Source organism: Streptomyces sp. PL-25 (assembly GCF_058344915.1).
Map to the genome: position 1 here is coordinate 6,172,490 of NZ_CP136997.1, position 23,738 is coordinate 6,196,227.

Consider the following 23,738-nt stretch of genomic DNA (forward strand, 5'->3'; position numbering starts at 1 on the left):
GCCGGCCCCCACAGAGCCTCCCTGCCCCACCGCACCCCCACCGCACCCGCGGAGGTGACGCCATGAGCACACAGACCCCGGCCGTCGTCGGCCACTGCGACGAACTCCTCACCGCCCTGGGCCGGTTCCGCGGCCACGCGCACATCACCCAGCGCTGGGGCGAACGCCTCGCCGCCGTCCTCGGCGGCGGCGGGCGGCTGCTCGCCGCGGGCAACGGCGGCAGCGCCGCCCAGGCCCAGCACCTCACCGCCGAACTCGTCGGCCGCTACCGCGACGACCGCCCCGCCTACTCGGCGATCGCCCTGCACGCCGACACCTCCAGCACCACCGCCATCGCCAACGACTACGGCGTCGACGAGGTGTTCGCCCGCCAGGTGCGCGCCCACGGCAGGCCCGGCGACGTACTGATGCTGCTGTCCACCAGCGGCGCCAGCGCCAACCTGCTCTCGGCGGCCGACGCGGGACGCGCGGCCGGACTGCGGGTGTGGGCGCTGACCGGCCCGGCACCCAACCCGCTCAGCGCCGGCAGCGACGAGGCGCTGTGCGCCGACGGCCCCTCCACGGCCACCGTGCAGGAACTCCACCTGGTCGCCGTGCACATGCTCTGCGCGGCCTTCGACGGCGCCCTCGAACAGGACGCCCTCCAGCGGGGCGGGAGGTGACATGACGGGCAAGGCACCCCTGGTCGTGGTCGGCGACGCCCTGCTGGACCGCGACCTCACCGGACACGCCGACCGGCTCGCACCCGACGCGCCCGTCCCCGTCGTCGCCGACTGCGCGGAACGGCTGCGGCCGGGCGGCGCCGCGCTCACGGCCTACCTCGCCGCCCGCGACGGCCGCGACGTCACCCTGGTCACCGGCCTGGACGACGGCCCGGCCGCGCGCGAACTGCGCCGCCTGCTGGAACCCTGGCTCACCCTCGTGCCGCTCCCGATGAGCGGCGAGATCTCCGAGAAGACCCGCGTCCTGGCCCAGGGCCGCCCCGTGGTCCGCCTCGACCACGGCTCCGGCCGCGCCCGGCGCGCCACCGAAGAGGCGCGGGCGGCGCTCGCCGGGGCGGCGGCCGTCCTCGTCTCCGACTACGGACGTGGCGCCGCGGACGCCCTGCGCGCCGAACTCGGGCGCCGGCCCCCCGTCCTGTGGGACCCGCACCCGCGCGGCGGCCCGCCGGTACCGGGCACCCGCCTGGCCACCCCGGCCCGCGCGGAGGCCCACGGCTTCGCCACGGCGCTGCGCCCGGCGGACGCGGAAGCGGACCGCGCCCCGGCCTCCGCTTCCGGGGACGGCGCCGGGTCCGGCGGCGCGGGCAGCGCCCTGCGCACCGTCGCCCACGAGGCCGCCGCGCTGGTACGGCACTGGCGCGTCGCCGCCGTCACGGTGACCCTCGGCGACCGCGGCGCCCTGCTCTCCTACGGCGAGCACCCGCTGCTGGTACCGGCCACCGTCGCCCACCACGGAGACCCGTGCGGCGCCGGGGACCGCTTCGCCGCCACCGCGGCCGGACTCCTCGCGGACGGCGCGCTCGTGGAGGAGGCCGTCGAGGGCGCCGTCACCGCGGCGAGCGCGTTCGTCGGCGCGGGCGGGGCGGGCGGACTGCTGGACGCTTCGCGCGCCGCGCACGCCCCGGCCGCCCCGCCGCGCCGGGACGACCCCGCCGAGCTGATCGCCCGGGTCCGCGCCGCCGGCGGCACCGTCGTCGCCGCGGGCGGCTGCTTCGACCTGCTGCACGCCGGACACGTCGGCCTGCTCCAGGCCGCCCGGCGCATCGGCGACTGCCTCGTCGTCTGCGTCAACTCCGACTCCTCCGTACGGCGCCGCAAGGGCGAGGGCCGCCCCGTCAACCCGCTCGCCGACCGCCTGCGCGTCCTGCGCGCCCTGGCCTGCGTGGACGCCGTCGCCGTCTTCGATGAGGAGACCCCCGAACGCCTCCTCGCCGCCCTCCGCCCCGACGTCTGGGTCAAGGGCGGCGACTACGCAGGCGCCGAACTCCCCGAGGCCGCCCTCCTCCAGGAGTGGGGCGGCCAGGCCGTCCTGCTCCCGTACCTGGACGGCCACTCCTCCACGGCACTGCTGGCACGGGCGGCGGAGGGAGCACGGTGAGGGGCGCGGCCCGGCACGGGGACGGCACGCCGCGGTCCGCGGTTGCGCCGCGGTCGGCCGGTGCGGCGGGGCTCGCCGGTCCGGCGGGGGCCGCCCAGGTGCCGCGGTCCGGCGGCGCCGGGCCGGACACCGCCCTGCGGGGCGCGTCGCCGGGACCCCGGATCACCCGTACCGGGCGTCACGGCCCACCGCGCGGAGCCACCGTGTCCCGTGCCGCCGCCGATCCGCCGGCGGCGGGAGCGCGAAGCGCGGTCTCCGCGGCCGAGGGGCCTCCTCTGAGCACCGTTCCCGCAGGCACCTCCCTCGCACCCCAGGAGCCCGGCGCCCGGCGCGTCGGGGCGTCCTCCTCACCTCGTACGGCCGACCGCGGCACCGCCCCCGTGGTCCCCACCACCCCCACGGCCCCGGACACCGCGCCCTCGCCCGCGCCCCGCACCTCCTCCCAGCCGCCCCGCCCGCCCCGTCTGCTCGTCCTACGCGCCCTCGGGGTCGGGGATCTGCTGGCGGGTGTACCGGCGCTGCGTGCCCTGCGGCGGGGGTTCCCGGGGTACGAGATCGTGCTCGCCGCGCCGCGGGAGCTGGCGCCGCTCGTCGCGGCGACGGGCGCCGTCGACCGGCTGCTGCCCGCCTCGGCGCCCGGCCGCGCCGTACCCGGTGAGCTGGCCTGGGCCGGGCCGCCCCCGGACGTCGCCGTCGACCTGCACGGCAACGGTCCGCCCAGCCACCGCCTGCTCGCCGCGCTCCGCCCCGCACGGCTGTTCGCGTTCGCGCACCCCTGGACCCCGGGCATCGAGGGCCCGAACTGGTTCGCCGAGGAGCACGAACGGGACCGCTGGTGCCGGCTGCTGCGCTGGTACGGCGTCGACGCCGACCCCGCCGACCTGCGGCTGCCCCGCCCGGCGGAGCCCTCCCCGGCCCCGGGCGCGCTCGTCGTGCACCCCGGTGCGGGCTCTCCCGCGCGCCGCTGGCCGCCCGACCGGTTCGCGGCCGTCGCCGCCGCGGCCCGCGCCCGCGGCCACCGCGTCGTCGTCACCGGCGGGCCGGACGAGTCCGGCCTGGCAGCGGCCGTGGCCGCGCGGGCGGGGCTGCCCGGCACCGACGTGTTCGCCGGCGGCCTGCCGCTGGGCCGGCTCTCGGCGCTCGTCGCCGCCGCCCGCGCCGTCCTCAGCGGCGACACCGGCATCGCGCACCTCGCCGTCGCCCACGCCACCCCGTCGGTGACCCTGTGCGGCCCGGTCCCGCCCAGCCGCTGGGGCCCGCCGCCGGGCGACCCCCGCCACCGCGCCCTCTGGCACGGCCCGGAGGGCGACCCGCACGGAAGCGACCCCGACCCGGCGCTGCTGAGGATCAGCCCCGACGAAGCCCTGGACGCCCTCGACGCGCTCCCCGGACCGGCGCGCTGACCGAGGACACCCGCAGGACGACCGAAGGACGACCCGGACATGGAACACGCACCCGTCGGCGTGGTCATCGCCACCCGCAACCGCTCGGCCGGCCTCGCCGTGACCCTGCGCCACCTGCTCGACCTGCCCGAACACCCCGAGATCGTGGTCGCCGACAACGCCTCCACCGACGACACCCGTGCCCGCCTGGCCCGCGACTTCCCACAGGTCCGCGTCCTGGCCCTGCCGTCCAACCGGGGCGCCTGCGCCCGCACCCACGGCGTCCGCGCCCTGCACACGCCCTACGTGGCCTTCAGCGACGACGACTCCTGGTGGGAACCGGGCGCGCTCGCCGAGGCCGTACGCCTGCTGGAGCGCCATCCCCGGCTCGGCCTGCTCGCCGCCCGCACCCTCGTCGGTCCCGAGGACGAACCCGACCCGCTGGACAAGGTGCTCGCCGACTCGCCGCTCGGCCGTGCCACCGACCTGCCCGGCACCCAGGTGCTCGGCTTCCTCGCCTGCGCCGCCGTCACCCGCCGCACCGCCTACCTCGACGCGGGCGGCTTCCACCCGCTGCTGTTCTTCGGCGGCGAGGAGACCCTGCTCGCCTACGACCTCGCCGCCCGCGGCTGGGGCGTCACCCACTGCCCCGAGGTGGTCGCCCACCACCACCCGGCGTCCGGCCCGCGCACCGGCCGCGGGGCCCTGGTACGCCGCAACGAACTCCTCACCGCCTGGCTGCGCCGCCCGCTGCCACACGCCCTCGCCCGCACCCGCGCCCTGGCCGCCGACGCCCGCCACGACCCGGACGCCCGCCGCGCCCTGCGCGAGGCGCTGCACCGCCTGCCCCGCGCCCTGCGCGCCCGGCACCCCCTTCCCCCGTACGTCGAACGCGCCGTACGGGAACTGGACCAGGACCGGGGAGGCACCCCGTGACCGACCCGCGCACCACCGTCGTGGTCATCACCCACAACCGCCGCGACGAACTCCTGCGCACCCTGGACCGCCTCGCCGAACTCCCCGAGCGGCCCGCGGTGATCGTCACCGACAACGGCTCCACCGACGGCACCTCCGCCGCCGTGGCCCGCCACCATCCGCGCGTCCTGCTGCTGCGCCCCGGCCGCAACCTCGGCGCGGTGGGCCGCAACCTGGCCGTGCGCCGGGTCCGCACCCCCTACGTGGCCTTCTGCGACGACGACTCCTGGTGGGCGCCCGGCGCGCTGGCCGGCGCCGCCGACCTGCTCGACCGGCACGCCGCGCTCGGCGCGGTCACCGCCCGCATCGTCGTCGAGCCGGACGGCACCGAGGACCCGATCGTCGAGGAACTGCGCAACTCGCCCGTGCCCGGCCCCCGCTGGCTGCCCGGCCCGGCGCTGGGCTCCTTCCTCGCGGCGGCGACCGTCCTGCGCACCGACGCGTTCCGCCGGGCCGGCGGCTTCCACCCGCGGCTGTGGCTCGGCGGCGAGGAGGAACTGCTGGCCGCCGACCTGGCGGCGGACGGCTGGTGGCTGACGTACGCCGAGGAGCTGACGATCCATCACCAGCCCTCCGAGGTACGGGACCCGACGCGCCGCCGCCGGGACGGCATCCGCAACACCCTGTGGTTCACCTGGCTGCGCCGCCCGCTCGGTCCCGCGCTGCGCCGTACCGCCCATCTGGCGCGCACGGTGCCGCGCGACACCGCGTCGCTGCGTGCCTTCGCCGAGGCGGCCGGCGCCCTGCCGTGGGTGCTGCGCGAGCGGCGGGTGCTGCCGCCGCAGGTGGAGGACGGGCTGCGGCTCCTGGAGGAGAGCCAGCGCCGGTCGAAGGCCCGCCGCTACACCGGCTGACCGCGCACCGGGGCGCGGCCGGGGCGCGGTCGGCCGGGCGCCGCCCGCGCACCGGGTGACAATGGAGCCGTGGACACGGCAGCCGACCCCCGCGAACTCGGGGCCTTCCTCAAGGCCCGCCGGGCCGTGCTGGCGCCGGACGCGTTCGGGCTGCCCCCGGCCGAGTCCCGCCGCAAGGTCGCCGGACTGCGCCGCGAGGAGGTCGCGCGGATCGCCGCGATCAGCGTCGACCACTACACGCGGCTGGAACAGGGCCGGGCCCCCGCCTCCGCGTCCGTGCTCGCCGTGCCGGCCCGCGCGCTGCGCCTGGACGAGGACCAGGAGACGTACCTGTACAAGCCGGCGGGCAAGACCGACGCCCGCCCGGACCGGCGGCGCCCTGCCCAGCGCGTACGGCCCGCGCTGCGGCGCCTGCTCGCCCAGCTCCCCGGTGCCCCGGCGATCGTCCTGGGCAGGCATCTGGACGTCCTGGCCTGGGACGCGGCGGCGGTGGCCCTCTACACCGACTTCGCGGAGATACCGCGGGACCGGCGCAACTATGTGCGCCTGATGTTCACCGACCCGGTGGTGCGCGGGACGCACCGCGAGTGGCGGCACGACGCGCGCGACACCGTCGCCGCCCTGCGCATGGGCGGCGCGGCCGGCCCCGACGACCCCGGCCTCGGGCGGCTCGTCGCCGAACTCTCCGCCGCGGACCCCGACTTCCGCGCCTGGTGGACCGAACGCCGCGTCACCACCTCCAGCCACGGCACCAAGCAGTACCGGCACCCCGTGGCCGGGGACCTCACGCTCGACTGCGACACCTGGAACAGCCCGGACGACTCGGGCCAGCGCCTGATGGTGCTCACCGCGGAGCCCGGCAGCCCGTCCCACGAGGCGCTGCGCCTGCTGACGACCGGGGCGGGGGCCACCGCGTCCTGAGACCGCCCGGCCGGACCTGCCGGGCGCGGCGCGGGACGTATCGGGTGCGGGACGAATCCGGTGCGGCGCCGGTCAGCGTATCCGCGCCCGATGGCACCACAGGCGCAGGGCCGCGAACAGCGCGGCCGGCCACACCGCGGCGAACGCCCAGATCACCCCCGGCTCGCCGGTGGCGACCCCGGCCGCGAGGAGGGCCACGGCCACCGCGAGCAGCGCGATCACGGTCACGGGCCGCGGCGCGTAGGCCGCCACCCGGGCCGGGTCGGGGCCACGGCGCCGGTGCGTGGCGCTCAGCCGCCGGGCCAGTCTGCGGTCACGGCTCAGAGCGCGTTCTATCTCGTCCAGGATCCGCTGCTCGTGATCGGGAAGTCGGTATGTCGACACTGTTGCTCCTACGGGGACCGAGCTGCCTGCCGCGTCCCGTTCCGGGTGCCCGCGCGGTCCTGCGGCTAACCGTGACGGGCCCGCCGCGGGCCCCGCTCCCGCGCCCCCAGCAGCGCGGGCAGCTCCTCGGCCCCGTCCGGGCCCGCGCCCGCCGCGAACTCGTCCCGCGCCTGCCGCGCTGCCACCCGTCCCGACGTCAGGCACCAGCCCCACCAGCGCTCCAGCTCCACCGCGCCGGCCGACTCCAGGCGCTCGGCCGCCACCAGCGCCGGCCAGCCGCAGGCCCGCGCCTGGGCGCTCACCTTCGCACCCCCGGCGACCGGGTCCACCGCCAGCGCCGGTGTACCCGCGCGCAGCGCGAGCACCAGCCCGTGCAGCCGGTCGGTGACGACGAGGTCGAGGCGCCGCAGCACGGACTCCAGCTGCGCGGGGGTGGCGCACAGCCGCCAGTCGTGCGCGTCGAGCCGGGTCTCCAGTTCCAGGCGCGCGCAGTCCTTGCCGTGCAGCCAGCCCGTCACCGCCGCGGCGACCGCGCCGTGCCGCCGGGCCGCGCCGTACTCGTGCTGCCCGTGCGTGAGGATCACCCCGACCACCGGCCGGGCCGGGAGCGCGGGCGCCGAGGCCGCCAGGTCCGGTAGGGGCCCGGCGCCCGGGGCGTCCCGGGCCAGCACCCGGTGGAAGCCGGTGACGGCCTCGCTGCCGGGGTCGGGCACCGAGGTGCCCACGGCGATCCGCACACAGTGCGCGAACCGCCGGTGCAGCCGGGCCACCTGCGGCCCGTGCAGCGGACCGCACACGAACACCAGATGTCCGTAGCGCGCGGGCGACAGATCGGCCAGGTGCAGCGCGCCCGGCCGGAATCCGGGGCTCCAGGCGACGTCGTAGGCCACGCCCGCCCGGCGCAGCACGTCCTCCACGCGGCGCAGCGCGAGCACGTCCCCGGCGGTCGCCTCCCCGTCCGGGAAGCTGAACCAGCCGGTGAGCAGCGTGCGCGAGCCGTGCTGTTCCCGGTCCCGGCGTTCCTGGCGCTGTCGTTCCTGGTGCACAGTGCGCCCCGGGTGCCCGCCCGGCCCGGCGCCATGCACGCACCGGCGACCGGGGAGCAGGGGAGTGGGAAAAGGGGAGCGGGGGCTAAGCGTCCTGCTCGTCCTCCGCGCCGAGGTCCAGCTCCACGTCGACGACGCCGTCCTCCTGGAACAGCTCGGACGCCAGCAGCCCGGTGTCGGCGGTGCCCTCCAGGCGCAGCAGTACCCGGGCGGCGGCGTCGGTGCGGCCGGGCAGCCGGTCGGCCTTGAACTCCAGGATGCGAAAGCCCCGGCCGGTGCACCGCTCCATCAGCCGCGGCAGCAGCGCCCGGCCCGTCAGATACGTCAGCCGCACCTCCACCGTGCCCGGCACGCCGCGGCGGGTGAGCCGGCCGGAGAGCCGGGGATAGCCGCGCACCACCAGGAAGTGCAGCACCGTCGTGGCCAGCGCCAGGATCGGCAGACCGCCCCCGCAGGCCATGCCCACGGCACAGGTCAGCCAGATGGTGGCGGCGGTCGTCAGCCCGCGCACCGCGTCCCGCCGTACGAAGATCAGGCCGCCACCGATGAAGCCGATGCCGGAGACGATCTGGGCCGCCACCCGGGACGGGTCGAAGGACACGTGGTCCAGGCCCAGCACATTGGTGAACCCGTGCTGCGACACCTCCATCATCAGCGCGCTGGCGACCCCGACCAGAGTGTGGGTGCGCAGCCCCGCGCTCTTCTGGTGCGCCTCCCGCTCCCAGCCGATCAGGCTCGACAGCAGCAGCGCGAGCCCCAGCTCGGCGAGCTGGCGCAGTCCCTGTCCATTGGCCACGTCCCACAGCGGAACCGCGAGCCCCGGCATGCGTCTCCCTTCGTCGCCCTCACCTCGGCGTACGGACCTCATTGTCCGCCCCGTACGGCTCCGAGGGGGTACCCGGAGGCGGGACGCGCTCACCCGGCGGTGAAGGAGGCCCCGACGTGCCACGTCTGGACGCGCGAGAGGCCCGGCGGCGGTTCGCGGCCGCACGGGTGGCGCACCTGGCCACGGTCGGCCCGGACGGCCGCCCGCACCTGGTGCCGGTGGTGTTCGCCGTGCGCGGCGACACGATCGTGACGGCGGTCGACCACAAGCCGAAGACCACCACCGCCCTGCGACGCCTGCGCAACATCGCTGCCCACCCGGCCGTGTGCCTGCTCGCCGACGCCTACGACGAGGACTGGACCCGGCTGTGGTGGGCCCGCGCCGACGGCCACGCCCGCATCCTGCCACCGGACAGACCTGACGCCACGTCAGTCCCGCGCCTGGGCGCGCTGGAACTCCTGCGGCACACCTACCCGCAGTACGCGGCCCAGCCACCGGACGGCGCGGTCGTCGAGATCACCGTCCGGCGCTGGACGGGCTGGACGGGCTGGACGGGCCGGACACTCTGAACACCGCCGCCGGGCCGCCGTCCGGACCCGGTCCGCTGCCCGGACCGAGGACGCGCGGCTGGAGGTGGTCGGCCGGGACGGCAGCGCGGTCGGTGAGTACGTCATCGGCCGGGTGTCGCCCGTGCTGCCGGACCCCTCCTCCGGCGCCGGTGAACGACCCGGCGCCGACTGGGACTTCCTCGGCCACACCTGCGAGTACCCCGATGCGGGCCGGATCTGGCCGCTGTGGGCCGAGGGCGGTCCGGCCGGACCCGGCGAGTGGGCCCGCGGGCCGGCCCGGACGCACGGAAGCTGGCTGCACGTGGTCCAGACGGCCTGGTTCACCTCCGGCCGCCGCGCCACGCGGTACGGCACCACCGAGACGGCCGTGCTCGACGGCTCTGCCCTCACCACCAAGGAATCCTTCTACTGCGCCCTCGGAGAAGCGGTCAACGGGCCGGGCGGCTACTTCGGTTCCAACCTCGACGCGCTCCACGACTGCCTGCGCTCCCTGCGCCGGAACAGCGACCGCCCCCTGCGCGTGCGCTGGCACGACCTCGCCGCCTCCCGCGCCGCACTGGGAGACGCGTACACGGACGCTCGCGCAACTTTCACCCGCCAACTGCCGCCGTGCCGCTCGCCGTTGCCCGCCGAAGCCGCCGTCGGCCAGCTCGTCGGGCTCCAGACGCAGAACGTCCGGCCGCCGTATTACGCGCCGGCCGCCCGCCTGGACGGCTTCGTGCCGCATCTGGCCGGGCTGATGGCCGACCGGGCCGTGGCCCGCATCGTCACCCCGCGGTCGACCCTGGACATCCACACCGCCGCCGACTGCCTGGCCCTTCGCGCCCTCGTGCAGAGCGCCCGCACCCGCGAACCGGCCCAGTTCCACGAGGGACTCACCGGCGTCGACCTCGCCCGGCTCGCCCACCCCGCGCGGGCTGTGGGGCCGTGGCGGCCAGGTCGCCCTGACCACCGCCGAGCACCGGTTCGGCGACGGTCACGGCACCGAACTCCTCGTCGTCGAGCCGTCCGGCGAACCGACCCGCGCCCAGCGTCAGGCCGGGGCGGAGGAGGGCGGCGAGCGGCTGCACGCCGGCCGCGCCCCGGGGAGGCGTACGGCATCCGGTTCCGTGCCGCCGTCCGGACGTGATGCGAGGCCGGGCCGCGGGTGCCGGGCGTTGGAGGGGGCGCTGCGGGCCGCTCGTGGAGGCCCGCAGCGCCCCCTGGTCGCACCCCGGGGGACCAGCCCCGGGAGACCTCAGGAGCCGAGCTGCGCGGTGACCAGGTCCGAGAACGTGGCCAGCCGGGTGTAGACACCCGGCCGGCCCGCCTGGGCGCAGCCGTCGCCCCATGAAGTGATCCCTGCCAGGACGCCCCCGACTAGCAGGGGACCGCCGCTGTCGCCCTGGCAGGTGTCTGTGCCGCCGGAGTCGTACCCGGCGCAAACCATGTCGCTCGCGACGAAGTCGGAGCCGTAGGCGTCCGCGCACCCGGTGTCGGACATCACCGGGACGGTCGCCGTCCGCAACTGCTCGGAGGCGCCGCCGCCTTCGGCGGTGGTGCCCCAGCCCAGCACCCGTCCGGTGCTGCCGGGCGCGTACACCGAGGTGTCCGCGGCCGAGACGTACGGCGCCGGGGTGTACGGCATCGCCGCCGCCAGCGTCAGCACGGCCACGTCGGAACCGCTCGCGGCGTCCGTGAAGTCCGGGTCGACCCAGATGCCGCTGACCTTGCCGACCCTGCCGTCGCTGCCGTGCAGGTTCGTGCGGCCCCCGACCACCCGCACCCCGCCCGCGCTCTCCCCGGCCACGCAGTGCGCCGCGGTGACCACCTTCCTGGCCGCCACCAGCGTGCCCCCGCAGAACTGCTTGCCGGACGCGTCCGTGACCTGCATGACGAAGGGGTACGCCGAGGTCGTGGTCGGTGTGCCGCCGACGACGGACTCCGGTACGGCGGCGGCCGCTCCGGGCGCGGTGAGCAGCGCGGTGGCGGCACCGGCCGACAGCGCGGCGGCGGCGCGTCCCAGTCGCCTGGGTCGGACGCGGGTGAGGCCGAACATGCGTCTCCTCGTGGGCTGGCCGGTGGGGGGTCGCACAGGTGCGGGGGACCGGGCGGGCCGAGGGACCCGGTCCGGACTCCCGTGGATCCGGGCGAGCGGCACGTCCTTCACGCTAGGGCCCGTCCCGCACGGCCCCAATGAGGGAACCCCCTAGCCCGCCCGCACAGGGAAAACCCTCGGTGGCCCCGCACCGGTGACCGCGGCCGTCCGCACTGTGTTCCACCCGGTCAGTCAACCCGGGCCGTGCTCACTTCGCGCGCCGGCCTGCCGCCAAACGGACGATGTCGACGCGCGAACGGATGCCCAGCTTGCGGTAGACCCGGGTCAGGGTCGCCTCCACCGTCTTGACGCTGATGAAGAGCCGCCCGGCGATCTCCCGGTTGGTCGCGCCCTCCATGACGAGGGAGGCGACCTGACGCTCCATCGAGGCCAGTCCGTCCAGCACCGGCGGCACCGCCTCGGGCTCCGGCCGGGCCGGACGGGCCGAGGCGGCGGCGTCCACCCGGCGCAGCCACGGCCGGGCCCGGCAGCGCCGGAACAGGCGCGCCGCCTCGTCGTACGCGGCGGGGCCCGGGGCCGCGGCGCCCGGCGCGCGGGCGGCACCGGGCGCGCGCGGGACGGTGTGCAGCCCGGCGAGCGCGAAGGCGGCCCGCGCCTCCTCCAGGCCGTTGCCCAGCTTGGCCAGCCGGTCCTGCGCGGACGTCAGCCGGGCCACGGCCGCCTCGGTCTCGCCGTGGGCCGCGCGGACCAGCGCCTCCGCCCGGTCCAGCACGGCGAGCACGCTCTCGCGGCCCAGCCGCAGCGCGTGGGCGCGGGCCGTGTCGATGACCTGCTGGGCCTCGGCCGGCTCGCCGGCCAGCACCAGCGCCTCCGCCAGGTCGCCGTGCCAGCGGCCCCGGGCCGGGTCGGTGATGCCGAGGCCCTGCTCCAGCTCCCGCACCCGGCGCAGCGTCGCCGCGCACGCCCGCGCGTCGCCCGCGACGAACTGGGCGTAGCCGAGGGCCGCCAGCGCGCGCGAGAGGTACATCTGGTCGCCGTCCTCCTCGGCGAGCCTGACCGCGTCCCGGGCCAGGCCCAGCGCCCGTTCGGTGTCCCCGCCGGACGCCTCGGCGAAGCAGGCCAGCATGGCGGAGGCGCCCTCGCCGATCCCGGTGTCCCGGGCCAGCCGCAGGCTCTCGCGGGCCAGGTCAAGGGCGCGCCCGCAGTGCCCGGCGCGCAGTTCGGTCTCGGCGAGCAGCCGCAGGTAGTGCACCTCGCTCTCCACCATGCCGCGCCGCCGCACCTCGCCGAGCAGCGCGGTGATGGTGGCCCGCGCCTCGGTGAGCCGGTCGCTCATCAGCAGCCAGCGGTAGCGGGCCGAGCCGACGCCGTTGTGGTGGCAGGCCACGTAGGGGTCCTGGGGCTCCTGGGTGGCGCGGGCGATGGTCTCCGCGGCGTCGGGATGGCCCATCAGGGTCTCGGTGGACGCCTGGAAGGCCAGCGCCATCAGCTCGGTGCGCCGGTCCCGGCCGCGCGCGGCCAGTTCGGCGGCGTGCGCGGCCTCCTGGCGGGCCTCGGCGAAGTCGCCCTCGACGACCAGGGCCCGCCAGGCGAGCTGGTAGTGGACCTGGGCGAGCAGCCCGGGGTCGTCACCGGCGTCGGCGAGCGCCTGCGGGAAGACCGCGTCCACGTCCCCGAGGGCCTGCCCGGCGGCCTCGACCACCACCATCCAGGCCCGCACCCGCTGGGCGGGCACGGCGGCCCGGGTCAGCACCTCCCGGGCGATGTCCCGGGCGAGGTCCACCTCACCGGCCGTGATGGCGTCCTCGGCGGCCGCCAACCGCCGTTCGTCGGGGCCCGGTTCACCGTCGGCCGGGGTGTGCCGGGCGGCGAGCAGCCCGAGCGAGGCGGCCACCGAGGGGGCGCCGCGGTCGCGGGCCAGCGCGGCGGCCTCGGCCAGCCGGGCGGCCACGTCCGGGTCGGTGCCGGTGGTGGCCAGGGCCAGATGGCGGGCGCGTTCGATCGGGTCGGAGGCCGCGGTGGACAGCGCCGCGTGCACGGCCCGCCGCTCCTGGGCGGGCGCCTCGGCGTACAGCGCGGCGGAGATCAGCGGATGCGCGAACCGGACGGCGGGGCCCTCCGGTTCGGTGGCCAGCAGTCCGAGCCCGGCGGCCTGGGCGCACTCGGCCTCGGCGTTCTCCCGGCCGGCCGCGTGCAGCAGCGCCGGGGTGGGCCGGGCGCCCGCGCTGGCCACCAGGAGGGTGCGGCGGGCCTCCTCGGACAGCATCTCCAGCCGGCTGAGCACCAGGGCGCGCAGCGAGGTCGGCACCGGCAGCGGTTCGCCGGGCCGGGGCGAGGCGGGGCTCTCGGCGAGCGCCCGGCCCAGCTCCAGCGCGAACAGCGGGTTGCCGCCGCTGGTGCGGTGGATCTCGCGGACCGTGGAGCGGGGCAGCCCGGTGTAGCCGCGGTGGTCGAGCAGCGCGGAGACCTGGGCGCGGGAGAGCGGGCCCAGCCGCACGGAGAGGGTGTCGGGCGGGCAGGCGCGCAGCTGGCGGGCGTAGTCCTGGTCCTCGGTGCGCACCGCGCACAGCATGCGTACGGGGGTGCCGCCCAGTCGGCGGGCGGCGAACCCGAGAAGTTCCGCGCTGGCCGGATCCAGCCACTGGAGGTCGTCGGCGACGATCAGGACCGGGCCGCGCGCGGCGAGCGCGCGCAGGGTGGAGAGCACGGCCAGGCGCAGCGCGAGCCCGTCGCGCTGGAGGGTGGACTCGCCGCGTCCGGTGAGCGCCGACTCCAGTGCGGTGCGCTGGGCCGCGGGCAGTTCCCCGGCCACCTCCGGAAGGACCAGACCAAAGAGATCGGCCAGGGCCAGGAACGGCAGATGGGATTCGGACTCGGTGGCGGAGCAGCGCAGAACGGTGCGGGCCGCGGCGGAGTATTCCGCCGCCAATGCCCGCAGCACCGTCGACTTTCCTATTCCGGCCGGTCCGTGCAGCAGCACACTCCCGCCGCGTCCGAGCTGCTCACGGGCGGCGGCGGACGGTTCGGCCCGGCCGATGACCAGGTCGGAGCGGCAGCCCGCAGGGTCCTTGGAGTCCCGTCGCACGGTCACCGCTCCCCTCGTGTCGTGTCCGGGCCAAATTCTAGGCATCGAGCCGGTGAATTCCGGACTGCCGGGGTGGTGAGGGAAATAACAGCGGCGGTGGCACGGCGTAATTCGGGGCCGTGCCGATGGAATACGCTTGCCCTCCGCACGGTCCCTCGACCGTACCGCGACCATCTGACCGACGGTACTCCCGGTGCCGCGCATTTCCGCCCGCCGCGGCGCTCGCGGGCCACCGCTCTCCGCCCGCCGCGGCGCCCGCGGGGCGCGGCTCGCCGTCCGCGGCGGCGCCTGCGGGCTACGGCAGCACCCCCGCCCGGCGGGCCGCGGCGACCGCCTCGCCACGGGTGTGCGCGCCCAGTTTGCGCATGGCCGAGCGGAGATAGCCCTTCACCGTCTCGGCGCCCAGGCCCAGCCGGGCGGCGGCGCCCGCGTTGGTCGCGCCGGCGGCCACACAGGCGAGCACGTCGACCTCCCGGGGCGCCAGCCGCACCCCGGACTCCGGCTCCTCCGCCACGGTCAGCAGCCCGCACGCCGCCAGCAGTTCGGCGCGCAGGGCCGGGTCGCCGATCCGCGGGGCCAGGGCGCGCAGCGCCGCGTGCGCCTCGCGGACCTGCTCCCAGACGGCCCCGCTCTCCCCGGTCCCGGTCCCGGCCCCCGGCTCCGGTGCGGCGGCGGCCAGCAGCCCCTGCGCCTCCTCGCGCACCACCAGCGCCTGTTCCACGTCCCGGGCCGCCGCCACCGCCGCGCTCAGCGTGCGGTCGCCCAGCGGGTGGGCCGTGCGCAGGGCGCCGTACAGCACGCCCCGCACCCGGCGCCGTACCACCACCGGCACCGCCAGGATCGACCGCAGGCCCTCGGCGGCCACCGGCCCGTCGTACTCGTGGCTGATCTGCCGGGACAGCGAGTAGTCCGTCACCGCGCACGGGCGGGCCAGCGCCACCGCCCGCCCGCCGAGACCGTTGCCCGAGACCACCGCGAGCGCGCTCAGCGCGAGCGTCGAGGTCCCCGTCAGCTCGCTGATGCGCACCCGTGGCCGGCCCGGCTCGACCAGGCCGCCGAAGGCGACCGGAAGGCCCGTCGCATGCCGCAGCCGTACCAGCGCACCCCGGATCTCCGCCGCCCCGGACCCGTCCGCCGTCACCCGCTCGCCCCTTCGTCACGGTCCCGCGCCCACCACACCCCCGTTCGGGGGTAGTGAGACCTGCATCACGGATTACACGATGGAGCCGAGCCGCACGGCAATGGTCCGGATGCTGGACCGCACATGGAGGACAGATGACGACGGCGACGGAGACCTTCCGCGGGGCACGGGACTTCCTGCTGGCGCACCGAGAGGACTACACCACGGCCTGCGCCGGTTTCGAGTGGCCCCGGCCCCAGCAGTTCAACTGGGCGCTGGACTGGTTCGACGTCATCGCCGAGGGCAACGACCGCACCGCCCTGCACATCGCCGAGGAGGACGGCACCGAGGTCCGGCTCTCCTTCGCCGAGCTGTCCGAGCGCTCCGACCGGGTCGCGAACCGGCTGCGCGCGCGGGGCGTCGGCGCCGAGGACCGCATCCTGGTGATGCTGGGCAACCAGGCCGAGCTGTGGGAGACCGCGCTCGCCGCGATGAAGCTGCGCGCGGTCGTCATCCCGGCCACCCCGCTGCTCGGCCCCGCCGACCTGCGCGACCGCGTCGAGCGCGGCCGGGTCCGGCACGTGATCGCGCGCGCCGAGGACACCGCCAAGTTCGCCGAGGTGCCCGGCGCCTACACCCGGATCGCGGTCGGCGGGCTGCCCGAGGAGGGCTGGGAACCGTACGAGGACGCGTACGCGTCACCGGCCGGGTTCCTGCCGGACGGCCCGACCCTCGCCGACGACCCGCTGATGCTCTACTTCACCTCGGGCACCACCGCCCGCCCCAAGCTGGTCGAGCACACCCACACCTCGTACCCGATCGGGCATCTGGCGACCATGTACTGGATCGGCCTGAAACCCGGCGACGTGCATCTGAACATCTCCTCGCCCGGCTGGGCCAAGCACGCCTGGTCCAACCTGTTCGCGCCGTGGAACGCCGAGGCGACCGTCTTCATCCACAACTACACGCGCTTCGACGCGGGCCGGCTGATGTCCGAGATGGACCGCGTCGGCGTCACCACCTTCTGCGCCCCGCCGACCGTGTGGCGCATGCTGATCCAGGCCGACCTGGGCTGTCTCGCCACCCCGCCGCGCGAGGTCGCCGCGGCCGGCGAACCGCTCAACCCGGAGGTCATCGAGCAGGTCAGGCGGGCCTGGGGCGTCACCGTCCGGGACGGGTTCGGGCAGACCGAGACGGCCGTGCAGGTCTCCAACAGCCCCGGCCAGGTGCTGAAGTCGGGTTCCATGGGACGGCCCAGCCCCGGCTTCCGCGTCGAACTGCTCGACCCGGTCTCCGGGGCGCCGGGCGCCGCCGAGGGCGAGATCGCGCTCGACCTGTCCGCCCGCCCGGTCGGCCTGATGGCCGGCTACCACGGCGACGCCGACCTCACCGCCGCGTCCATGGCCGGCGGCTACTACCGCACCGGGGACGTGGCCTCCCGCGACGCGGACGGCTATCTGACCTACATCGGCCGCTCCGACGACGTCTTCAAGGCGTCCGACTACAAGATCAGCCCGTTCGAGCTGGAGAGCGCCCTGCTGGAGCACGAGGCGGTGGCGGAGGCGGCCGTGGTGCCCGCCCCCGACGCGGTGCGCCTGGCCGTGCCCAAGGCGTACGTGGTGCTGGCCGAGGGCTGGGAGCCGGGCCCGGACACCGCCAAGGTGCTCTTCGAGCACTCCCGCAAGGTCCTCGCCCCCTACAAGCGGCTGCGCCGCCTGGAGTTCGGGGATCTGCCCAAGACGGTCTCCGGCAAGATCCGCCGGATCGAACTGCGCGAGGCCACGGCCCAGGGCTCCGACCACGAGTACCGCGAGGAGGACTTCCGGTGACTTCCGCACTGTCGTACAGCCACGGGACCGGCGGCACGGCCCTGCTCGGCGACACCATCGGCGAGAACCTGGACCGGGCCGTCGCCGCCTGGCCCGAGCGGGAGGCCCTGGTCGACGTCCCCTCCGGGCGGCGCTGGACCTACGCCGAGTTCGCCGCCGACGTCGACCGGCTGGCGCTCGCGCTGCTGGCCACCGGCGTCGCCAAGGGCGACCGGGTGGGCATCTGGGCCGTCAACTGCGCCGAGTGGATGCTCGTCCAGTACGCCACCGCCCGCATCGGCGCCGTCATGGTCAACATCAACCCGGCCTACCGCACCCACGAGGTCGAGTACGTCCTGAAGCAGGCGGGCATCTCCCTGCTCTTCGCCTCGCTGCGGTACAAGAGCAGCGACTACCGGGCGATGGTCGAGGAGGTGCGCGGCGCCTGCCCCCGGCTGACCCGGACCGTCTACATCGGCGACCCCACCTGGGACGAGCTGATCGCCCGCGGCACACCCGAGCACGCGGACGAACTCGACGAGCGCGCCGCCGAGTTGTCCTGCGACGACCCCATCAACATCCAGTACACCTCGGGCACCACCGGCTTCCCCAAGGGCGCCACCCTCTCCCACCACAACATCCTCAACAACGGCTATTTCGTGGGGGAGTTGGTCAACTACACCGAGCAGGACCGGATCTGCGTCCCGGTGCCCTTCTACCACTGCTTCGGCATGGTGATGGGCAACCTGGCGGCCACCTCGCACGGCGCGTGCGTCGTCGTCCCTGCCCCGTCCTTCGACGCCGAGGCCACCCTGGAGGCGGTCCAGCGCGAGCGCTGCACCTCGCTCTACGGCGTCCCGACCATGTTCATCGCCGAGCTGAACCTCCCCGGCTTCGCCTCCTTCGACCTGTCCACCCTGCGCACCGGCATCATGGCGGGCTCCCCCTGCCCGGTGGAGGTGATGAAGCGGGTGGTCGCCGAGATGCACATGGCCGAGGTCTCCATCTGCTACGGCATGACCGAGACCTCCCCGGTGTCCCTCCAGACCCGCGCCGACGACGACCTCGAACACCGCACCGCCACCGTCGGCCGGGTGCTGCCGCACCTGGAGGTCAAGGTCGTCGACCCGTCCGGGGCCACCGTGCCGCGCGGCACGGCGGGCGAACTGTGCACCCGCGGCTACAGCGTGATGCTCGGCTACTGGGAGGACCCGGTGCGCACCGACGAGGTCGTCGACCCCGGCCGCTGGATGCACACCGGCGACCTCGCCGTGATGCGCGAGGACGGCTATGTGGAGATCGTCGGCCGCATCAAGGACATGATCATCCGCGGCGGCGAGAACATCTACCCGCGCGAGATCGAGGAGTTCCTGTACGGCCACCCGAAGATCCGCGACGTCCAGGTCGTCGGCGTACCGCACGAGGAGTACGGCGAGGAGGTCCTGGCCTGTGTGATCCCGCTCGACGCGGCCGACCCGCCGACCCTGGAGGAGGTGCGGTCCTTCTGCCGGGGCCGGCTCGCGCACTACAAGGTGCCCAGCCGGCTGAGCGTCCTGGAGTCCTTCCCGATGACGGTGTCCGGCAAGGTGCGCAAGGTCGAACTGCGCGCCGACCACGGCGGTGCCGCCACCACCGCCGCGGCCGGCGCCGTCATCGCGGCAGCACCGCCGGAGAACTCGCGTCTCGGATGAGCAGCCGCGGCGCCCCGCTCCCGTCGGCCGGGACGGACCACACGTCCCAGCCGCCGCCGTGGCGGGGCAGCCCGTACATCACGGTGTGCCCGTCCAGCCAGGCCGCCTGGTCGTCCACGCTGCGCGCCTCGGCCAGCGGTGTCTCCCGCATGGTCGCCAGGTCCAGCGAGTACAGCCGCCACGGCCGCCCGCTGCCCGCGCTGACCCGCTTCTTGAACACCAGACGCGTCCCGTCCGGCGACAGCGACGGGCACTCGGCGTTCTGCCGCAGGGTGCGCGCCGTCCACGCGCGGTAGTCGCCGCGGACCAGATAGGTGCGGCCCGCGGTGCGCACCGTGGCGTAGAAGGTGTTGTCGTCGGACGCGAACGTCACGCCCCAGTAGTTGACGTCGGCGGCCTCGTAGGGACGGCCGTCCAGGGTGAGCGGGATCCGCTCGATGTTCCCGGTCAGCCTGCCGGTCCGGGTGTCCAGGATGCCGGTGCGGGTGGAGAAGTCGTCGCGCAGATAGGAGTCACCGCGCACGAACATCGTCCACGACAGCATCCGGCCGTCCCCGGAGACCCGGGCCCGGTTGGGGAAGCCCTCGGTGCGTACCCGGCGGACCCGGTTCAGCTCGCGGTCCAGCACCGTGACATAGGTGCCCGGCACCGGGCCGGTGCGCTGGAGGCACACCCCGGTGCCCCGGGCCGCGTAGACCCGGTCGCAGCGGGTGCCGCCGACCGTGCGGGCGGCACCGGGCCGGTCCAGCGGTACGGTCGCCACCTTGCCGAACCCGGACCCCGGGGCGGTGTCGCGGAACAGGATCCGCCCCCGCGCGTCCAGCCGGACGGTCCCGCTCCCGGTGTCCGCCTTCGTACCGCCGCGTACGTGCCACACATATCCGGTGCTGGCGCCCACCACCAGCAGGACGGCCGCGACGACCGTCAACAGCCTTGCCCTGCCGCTCACTCGGCGTTCCCCTCGCTGTTCTCCCGGCCCCTGGCCGCGGCCGCGGCCTCGGTGCCGGTGCCGGTGGCCTCGGTGTTCCCGGCCGTCCTGTCCGTCCCGGCCGCCCCGTCAAGACCTCGCCGCTCGGTGCGCCAGGGCAGGATCCACACCGCGAGCGCGCTCGCCACGGCCAGGGCGACCAGCGCCGCGGCCAGCGCGGTGCGCAGCCCCCACAGCGACCAGCAGGCCCCGAACAGCACCGAGGCGGCCAGCGCGGCCACCGACTGGGCGGTCTGGATCAGGGACAGGCCGCCCGCCCGCAGCCGCTCGGGCACCATCGGGCCGACCGCGGCCATCAGCACCCCGTCCGTCGAGGCGTAGAACACGCCGTGCAGGGCCAGCACCGCGACGATCGGCGCGATCCCGCCCCACGGCAGGAACAGCAGCAGACAGCCCGCCAGCAGCGCGACATGACCGGCCGCGAACACCCGCAGCCGGCCCACCCGGTCGGCCAGCCGGCCCATGGGCACCGCGAGCAGCAGATAGCCGCCCGCCGTGCCGAGCGGCAGCAGCGGGAAGTACTGCTCGGGCACGCCCAGCCGCTCCTGGAGGAGCAGATAGACGAACGAGTCGCCGATGACCACCGCGGACAGGAGCACCGCGGCCAGGCCCACCCGCAGATAGGCGCGATGGCGCAGCAGCGCCAGCACATCGCGCAGGCCCGCCCGTTCGGCGGGAGCTCCGGCCGGTGCCGGGGTGCGCCGCTCGCGGACCAGCAGGACCAGCATCAGCACACCGAGCGCGGCGATGCCGAAGCTCACCACGAACACGGTGTCGTAGCGGCCGGGCGTGGCCAGCAGCAGCGCGAAGGCCACCAGCGGACCGAGGAAGGCGCCCACGGTGTCCAGCGCCCGGTGCACGCCGAAGGAGCGGCCCAGGGCCTGCGGGGTGCTGCTCAGCGAGATCAGCGCGTCGCGCGGGCCGGTGCGCAGGCCCTTGCCGGTACGGTCGGCGGCGATCACGGCGCCGAGCACCGGCACCGAGGAACCCGCCGCCAGCAGGCCCAGTTTGCACACCGCGGAGAGCGCGTAGCCGCCGCCCGCGACCAGTTTGCGGCGCTGCCAGTGGTCGGCCGCGTGCCCGCCGGCCACCCGCACCAGCGCGGTCACCCCGACGTACATGCCGTTGAGCGCGCCGAACTGGAGGGGGCTGAGGCCCAGGGTGAAGATGACGTACATGGGCAGCACCGCGGTGATCATCTCGGAGGAGATGTCGGTGACCAGGCTGACCGAGCCGAGCGCGAGCACATTGGGGGAGACCCGGGCGGTGGCACGGGTCCGGGCCGTGGCCTTCGGCGGGGCACCCGGTTCCGCCGGTGCTCCCGGCCCGGCCGGACCGGCCGGGCCTTCCGGACCTGCGGCGCCGGTGGCGGTGGCCGGGTCGGTTTCGGTGCCGGTTCCGGGGGACCGGGGGGTCGCGGTCGCCCGGCTCGATGAGATGTACATGGCTGACGTGTCCTCTCGTGCCTGTCCCGTCGTGGGGGGTGTCGCCCGGACAGGGGCCCGCCGGCGCGGCGGCCGGCGGGCCCGGGGCGTTCGGTCGGGTCAGCCGTCGATCTCGTACGGGTCGCCGTAGACCTTCCACTTCAGCGGCGGGTTCAGCCGGAGGTTGCCGGCCTTGAGGAAGACACGCTGCTCGGCGTCGACCCTGCTGGTGTCGCTGTGCGCCTCCTCGGTCTTCATCGCGGCCACCCGCGCGTCCAGGAACGCGTTCAGGTACGCCGTCTCGTCACCGCCCTGGGACGGCGGCTTGGCGTGCCGCAGCGCGGTCGCCCGGATGCCGCCGAAGCTGGTCGCGTCGTCGCCGGGACCGTGCATCACGATCGCGTCGTAGTACGCGAACTGGCCCAGCGCCTGGAGCCCGTCGGCCTTGGCCTGCCGGACGGCCGGGTCGAAGTAGACCCGGTCGCGCTCGTCGTCCTGCGCCTGCCGGAACACGGCGTCCTTGGCCGCGGTGTGCCAGGCCGAGACGAACGCCGAGCCCAGACCGGAGTGCGAGTCGCTGCCGTTGACCTTGCGCAGCGCGGGCAGGTACTTCGCCAGCGCGTTGTCCGGCTTCAGGTCGGTGTAGTGCTCGACCAGGTCGAGCATGTCGCCGGTGCCCGAGCAGAAGCCGACGATGCCCCCGGTGTAGCCGCGGCCGTCGTCGATGTCCTCGATGTAGGTGTACTGGGCCTTCCAGTCCAGGGAGGAGTTCTCCGCACTGGAGACCAGCTCCATCGCGATCTCCTTCTTGGCCGGGTCGGTCAGGTCGGCCCCGGACTCCACCGGCGGCGTGGTGGAGGAGCCCGCCTTGCCGTACACCTCGAAGCCGTACAGCGAATACCCGTACGACGTACCGCGCTTGGTGCCGTTCACGCGCACGTACCGGCCCTTCCCGCTGACCGTGAGGTCGTCGGTGCCGCCGTCGCCGCTGGTCGTGGAGTACACCGTCGACCAGGAGGAGCCGTCCTTCGAGGTCTGCACCGTGTACGCCTTGGCGTAGGCGTCCTCCCAGGTGAGCTTCACCCGGTTGATGTCGGTGTCCGCGCCCAGGTCCACCTGGATCCACTGCGGGTCCGAACCCTCCTTGCTGGCCCAGCGGGTGGCCGGGTCGCCGTCCACCGCCTTGGCACCGGAGTAGGAGGTGCTCTCGGTGGAGGAGGTCTTGGTGGGCCGGTTCAGCGCCAGGTCGTCCGAGGAGCCGGGCGGGGTGGTGCCGCCGTCGTCCCAGATGTCGGTGAGCGGCTGGCGCGAGGCCGCCTCGCCCAGCGCGGGCAGCCCGTGCATGTCCTCCAGGGTGCGCAGCAGCGAGTAGAGGTCGCCGCGGCTCTTGCCCTTGTAGCCCTGCTTGACATGGGCGCCGACCACCAGCGTCGGGATGTGGTTGACGTCGTCGTCGCTGTCGTCCTCGTCCCAGGTCAGCACCAGCGCGCTGTTGTGCGTCCTGGCCCACTGGACGTACCCGTCCAGGTTCTTGCGCAGCCAGTCGTCACCCTCGCGCACGGTGCCGTCGTGCATGTCGTTGGTGAGGTTCGGCGTCACGAACGAGACGTCGGGCAGCTTGCTGTAGTCCGAGGGGAAGCGGCTCATGCGCAGGTTGGAGGAGGCCGGGACGTTCTTGAAGTCGACCCAGCCGTTGTGCTTGCGCGCGTAGCCGCTGTCGCCGTCGTCACCGCAGTCCTTCGACCCGTCGGACGGCAGGTCCTCGGAGTAGCCCACGAACGTCTTGCCGTGGGTGAGGAGTTGGTTGCCGAGGTTGTCGGAGGAGTAGTCGTGCGGGCAGTCGTCGTCCTTGATGCCGTGCGTGGAACCCGAGAAGAGCGCCACGTAGTTGCCCTGGCTGGGGTGGACGACGCCGTGGAAGTCGGAGAACGAAGCGCCCTGCTTGGCCAGGGAGTTGATGTACGGCGCCTGGGAGCTGCCGATCACGTCCTCGTAGAACTTGTTCTCCTCCATGACCACCACGACGTGGTCGAGCTTGGGGACACCGCTCGCGGTGAACGTCGCGGGCACGGCGGCGGACGCTGCGGACGGTTCGGCCTGCGCGCTGGGGGCGCCGGCCGCGGCGGTCAGTCCGAGCAGGGCCAGCGCCATGCTCGTGCCGGCCGCGACGGCGGTGCGCCGGGCACGGCGGCCGGGGCGCACGGGCGGCCTCAGGGGTGGGGTAGGCGTCATGCTGATCTCCTTGAGGAGGGGCGAGGGGCCCCCGGACAACAGAGGTGAGCAGCGCCTGGGCGACTTGCGGCAGGCCGGGGTCCGGTGCGGCGCGGTGTGGGGGTGCGTCGCGGGACGTGCGCGTGCAGCAACAGGCAAGGAAAGCGGCATGGGACCGCGGACGGCCGGGGCACCGCTGTCCGCACGGGTGCGGACGGGTGAGCGCGTCGGGTTCGGAACGTCCGCGCCAGGCCGCCGACGGAATAGGTACGCCCTGTGGCGCGCGCCTGTCAACGGTCCCGGCGGATCCCGCGGG

17 protein-coding genes and 4 pseudogenes are annotated in these 23,738 nt (G+C 75.5%); 11 read left to right on the forward strand and 10 right to left on the reverse strand.

Going from position 1 to position 23,738, the window contains the following annotated elements; genetic code table 11:
- Nucleotides 1-62: 62 nt before the first annotated feature.
- From R4Z62_RS27520 to R4Z62_RS27545, 6 genes are all read left to right on the forward strand, one after another.
- Nucleotides 63-662, forward strand: a complete 600-nt coding sequence (locus R4Z62_RS27520) for a D-sedoheptulose-7-phosphate isomerase (protein WP_064535933.1) — start codon at nucleotides 63-65, stop codon at nucleotides 660-662.
- A gap of 1 nt (nucleotide 663) precedes the next feature.
- On the forward strand, nucleotides 664-2,100 hold the full coding sequence (rfaE2, locus tag R4Z62_RS27525) for a D-glycero-beta-D-manno-heptose 1-phosphate adenylyltransferase (protein WP_389598884.1): 1,437 nt from the start codon (nucleotides 664-666) through the stop codon (nucleotides 2,098-2,100).
- Between the two features lie 464 nt (nucleotides 2,101-2,564).
- A complete protein-coding gene (locus R4Z62_RS27530) occupies nucleotides 2,565-3,503 on the forward strand; it encodes a glycosyltransferase family 9 protein (protein ID WP_355485075.1) in 939 nt (312 codons plus the stop codon).
- 39 nt (nucleotides 3,504-3,542) lie between these two features.
- Nucleotides 3,543-4,418 carry a glycosyltransferase family 2 protein gene (locus tag R4Z62_RS27535; RefSeq protein ID WP_382851198.1) on the forward strand — a complete coding sequence of 292 codons (876 nt, stop codon included), beginning with the start codon at nucleotides 3,543-3,545 and terminating at the stop codon, nucleotides 4,416-4,418.
- Nucleotides 4,415-5,311: a glycosyltransferase family 2 protein gene (locus R4Z62_RS27540; protein ID WP_491521196.1), complete on the forward strand. Its 897-nt coding sequence runs from the start codon at nucleotides 4,415-4,417 to the stop codon at nucleotides 5,309-5,311. Before R4Z62_RS27535 ends, R4Z62_RS27540 begins: the two co-directional genes overlap by 4 nt.
- 69 nt (nucleotides 5,312-5,380) lie before the next feature.
- Complete coding sequence (locus R4Z62_RS27545; RefSeq protein ID WP_491521197.1) at nucleotides 5,381-6,232, forward strand: helix-turn-helix domain-containing protein; 852 nt, start codon at nucleotides 5,381-5,383, stop codon at nucleotides 6,230-6,232.
- 72 nt (nucleotides 6,233-6,304) lie between these two features.
- On the opposite strand, the gene R4Z62_RS27550 is transcribed toward R4Z62_RS27545, so the two are convergent.
- The 3 genes from R4Z62_RS27550 to R4Z62_RS27560 all read right to left on the reverse strand — a co-directional run bounded on the left by R4Z62_RS27550 (nucleotide 6,305) and on the right by R4Z62_RS27560 (nucleotide 8,488).
- Nucleotides 6,305-6,616 carry a DUF3040 domain-containing protein gene (locus R4Z62_RS27550; RefSeq protein WP_018571585.1) on the reverse strand — a complete coding sequence of 104 codons (312 nt, stop codon included), beginning with the start codon at nucleotides 6,614-6,616 and terminating at the stop codon, nucleotides 6,305-6,307.
- Nucleotides 6,617-6,681: 65 nt separating this feature from the next.
- Nucleotides 6,682-7,662 (reverse strand): polysaccharide pyruvyl transferase family protein, encoded by a 981-nt coding sequence (locus R4Z62_RS27555; protein ID WP_355485071.1) that lies wholly within the window; start codon nucleotides 7,660-7,662, stop codon nucleotides 6,682-6,684.
- 85 nt (nucleotides 7,663-7,747) lie between these two features.
- Nucleotides 7,748-8,488, reverse strand: a complete 741-nt coding sequence (locus R4Z62_RS27560) for an MgtC/SapB family protein (protein WP_064535938.1) — start codon at nucleotides 8,486-8,488, stop codon at nucleotides 7,748-7,750.
- A 116-nt stretch (nucleotides 8,489-8,604) separates the two neighbouring features.
- On the opposite strand from R4Z62_RS27560, the gene R4Z62_RS27565 reads away from it, so the two are divergent.
- The 3 genes and pseudogenes from R4Z62_RS27565 to R4Z62_RS27575 all read left to right on the forward strand — a co-directional run.
- Nucleotides 8,605-9,057 carry a TIGR03668 family PPOX class F420-dependent oxidoreductase gene (locus tag R4Z62_RS27565; RefSeq protein ID WP_382851192.1) on the forward strand — a complete coding sequence of 151 codons (453 nt, stop codon included), beginning with the start codon at nucleotides 8,605-8,607 and terminating at the stop codon, nucleotides 9,055-9,057.
- A 367-nt stretch (nucleotides 9,058-9,424) separates the two neighbouring features.
- A pseudogene (locus R4Z62_RS27570) lies at nucleotides 9,425-9,592 on the forward strand (barstar family protein); the annotation flags it as partial.
- Nucleotides 9,593-9,613: 21 nt separating this feature from the next.
- Nucleotides 9,614-10,028: pseudogene (locus R4Z62_RS27575) on the forward strand (DNA glycosylase AlkZ-like family protein); the annotation flags it as partial.
- A gap of 266 nt (nucleotides 10,029-10,294) precedes the next feature.
- On the opposite strand, the gene R4Z62_RS27580 reads toward R4Z62_RS27575, so the two are convergent.
- From R4Z62_RS27580 to R4Z62_RS27590, 3 genes are all read right to left on the reverse strand, one after another.
- Nucleotides 10,295-11,095 carry a S1 family peptidase gene (locus R4Z62_RS27580; protein ID WP_018571588.1) on the reverse strand — a complete coding sequence of 267 codons (801 nt, stop codon included), beginning with the start codon at nucleotides 11,093-11,095 and terminating at the stop codon, nucleotides 10,295-10,297.
- Between the two features lie 247 nt (nucleotides 11,096-11,342).
- Nucleotides 11,343-14,186 carry an ATP-binding protein gene (locus tag R4Z62_RS27585; protein WP_491521198.1) on the reverse strand — a complete coding sequence of 948 codons (2,844 nt, stop codon included), beginning with the start codon at nucleotides 14,184-14,186 and terminating at the stop codon, nucleotides 11,343-11,345.
- A 289-nt stretch (nucleotides 14,187-14,475) separates the two neighbouring features.
- Nucleotides 14,476-15,321 carry a helix-turn-helix transcriptional regulator gene (locus R4Z62_RS27590; protein ID WP_064535943.1) on the reverse strand — a complete coding sequence of 282 codons (846 nt, stop codon included), beginning with the start codon at nucleotides 15,319-15,321 and terminating at the stop codon, nucleotides 14,476-14,478.
- A 134-nt stretch (nucleotides 15,322-15,455) separates the two neighbouring features.
- On the opposite strand from R4Z62_RS27590, the gene R4Z62_RS27595 reads away from it, so the two are divergent.
- Both R4Z62_RS27595 and R4Z62_RS27600 read left to right on the forward strand, forming a co-directional pair.
- On the forward strand, nucleotides 15,456-17,129 hold the full coding sequence (locus R4Z62_RS27595) for an AMP-binding protein (protein WP_491521199.1): 1,674 nt from the start codon (nucleotides 15,456-15,458) through the stop codon (nucleotides 17,127-17,129).
- The gene (locus R4Z62_RS27600) at nucleotides 17,126-18,799 is read left to right on the forward strand and encodes an AMP-binding protein (RefSeq protein ID WP_491521200.1); all 1,674 of its coding nucleotides are present in this window, start codon (nucleotides 17,126-17,128) and stop codon (nucleotides 18,797-18,799) included. The genes R4Z62_RS27595 and R4Z62_RS27600 overlap by 4 nt, the downstream gene beginning before the upstream one ends.
- On the opposite strand, the gene R4Z62_RS27605 is transcribed toward R4Z62_RS27600, so the two are convergent.
- The 4 genes and pseudogenes from R4Z62_RS27605 to R4Z62_RS27620 all read right to left on the reverse strand — a co-directional run.
- The gene (locus R4Z62_RS27605; RefSeq protein ID WP_064535946.1) at nucleotides 18,759-19,748 is read right to left on the reverse strand and encodes a TolB-like translocation protein; all 990 of its coding nucleotides are present in this window, start codon (nucleotides 19,746-19,748) and stop codon (nucleotides 18,759-18,761) included. The two genes, R4Z62_RS27600 and R4Z62_RS27605, sit on opposite strands and share 41 nt — an antisense overlap.
- Nucleotides 19,745-21,232: an MFS transporter gene (locus R4Z62_RS27610; RefSeq protein ID WP_491521201.1), complete on the reverse strand. Its 1,488-nt coding sequence runs from the start codon at nucleotides 21,230-21,232 to the stop codon at nucleotides 19,745-19,747. The genes R4Z62_RS27605 and R4Z62_RS27610 overlap by 4 nt, the downstream gene beginning before the upstream one ends.
- Before the next feature lie 99 nt (nucleotides 21,233-21,331).
- Nucleotides 21,332-22,036: pseudogene (locus tag R4Z62_RS27615) on the reverse strand (chitosanase); the annotation flags it as partial.
- Between the two features lie 75 nt (nucleotides 22,037-22,111).
- Nucleotides 22,112-23,593 (reverse strand): annotated as a pseudogene (locus R4Z62_RS27620) (alkaline phosphatase family protein); the annotation flags it as partial.
- Nucleotides 23,594-23,738: the final 145 nt, after the last annotated feature.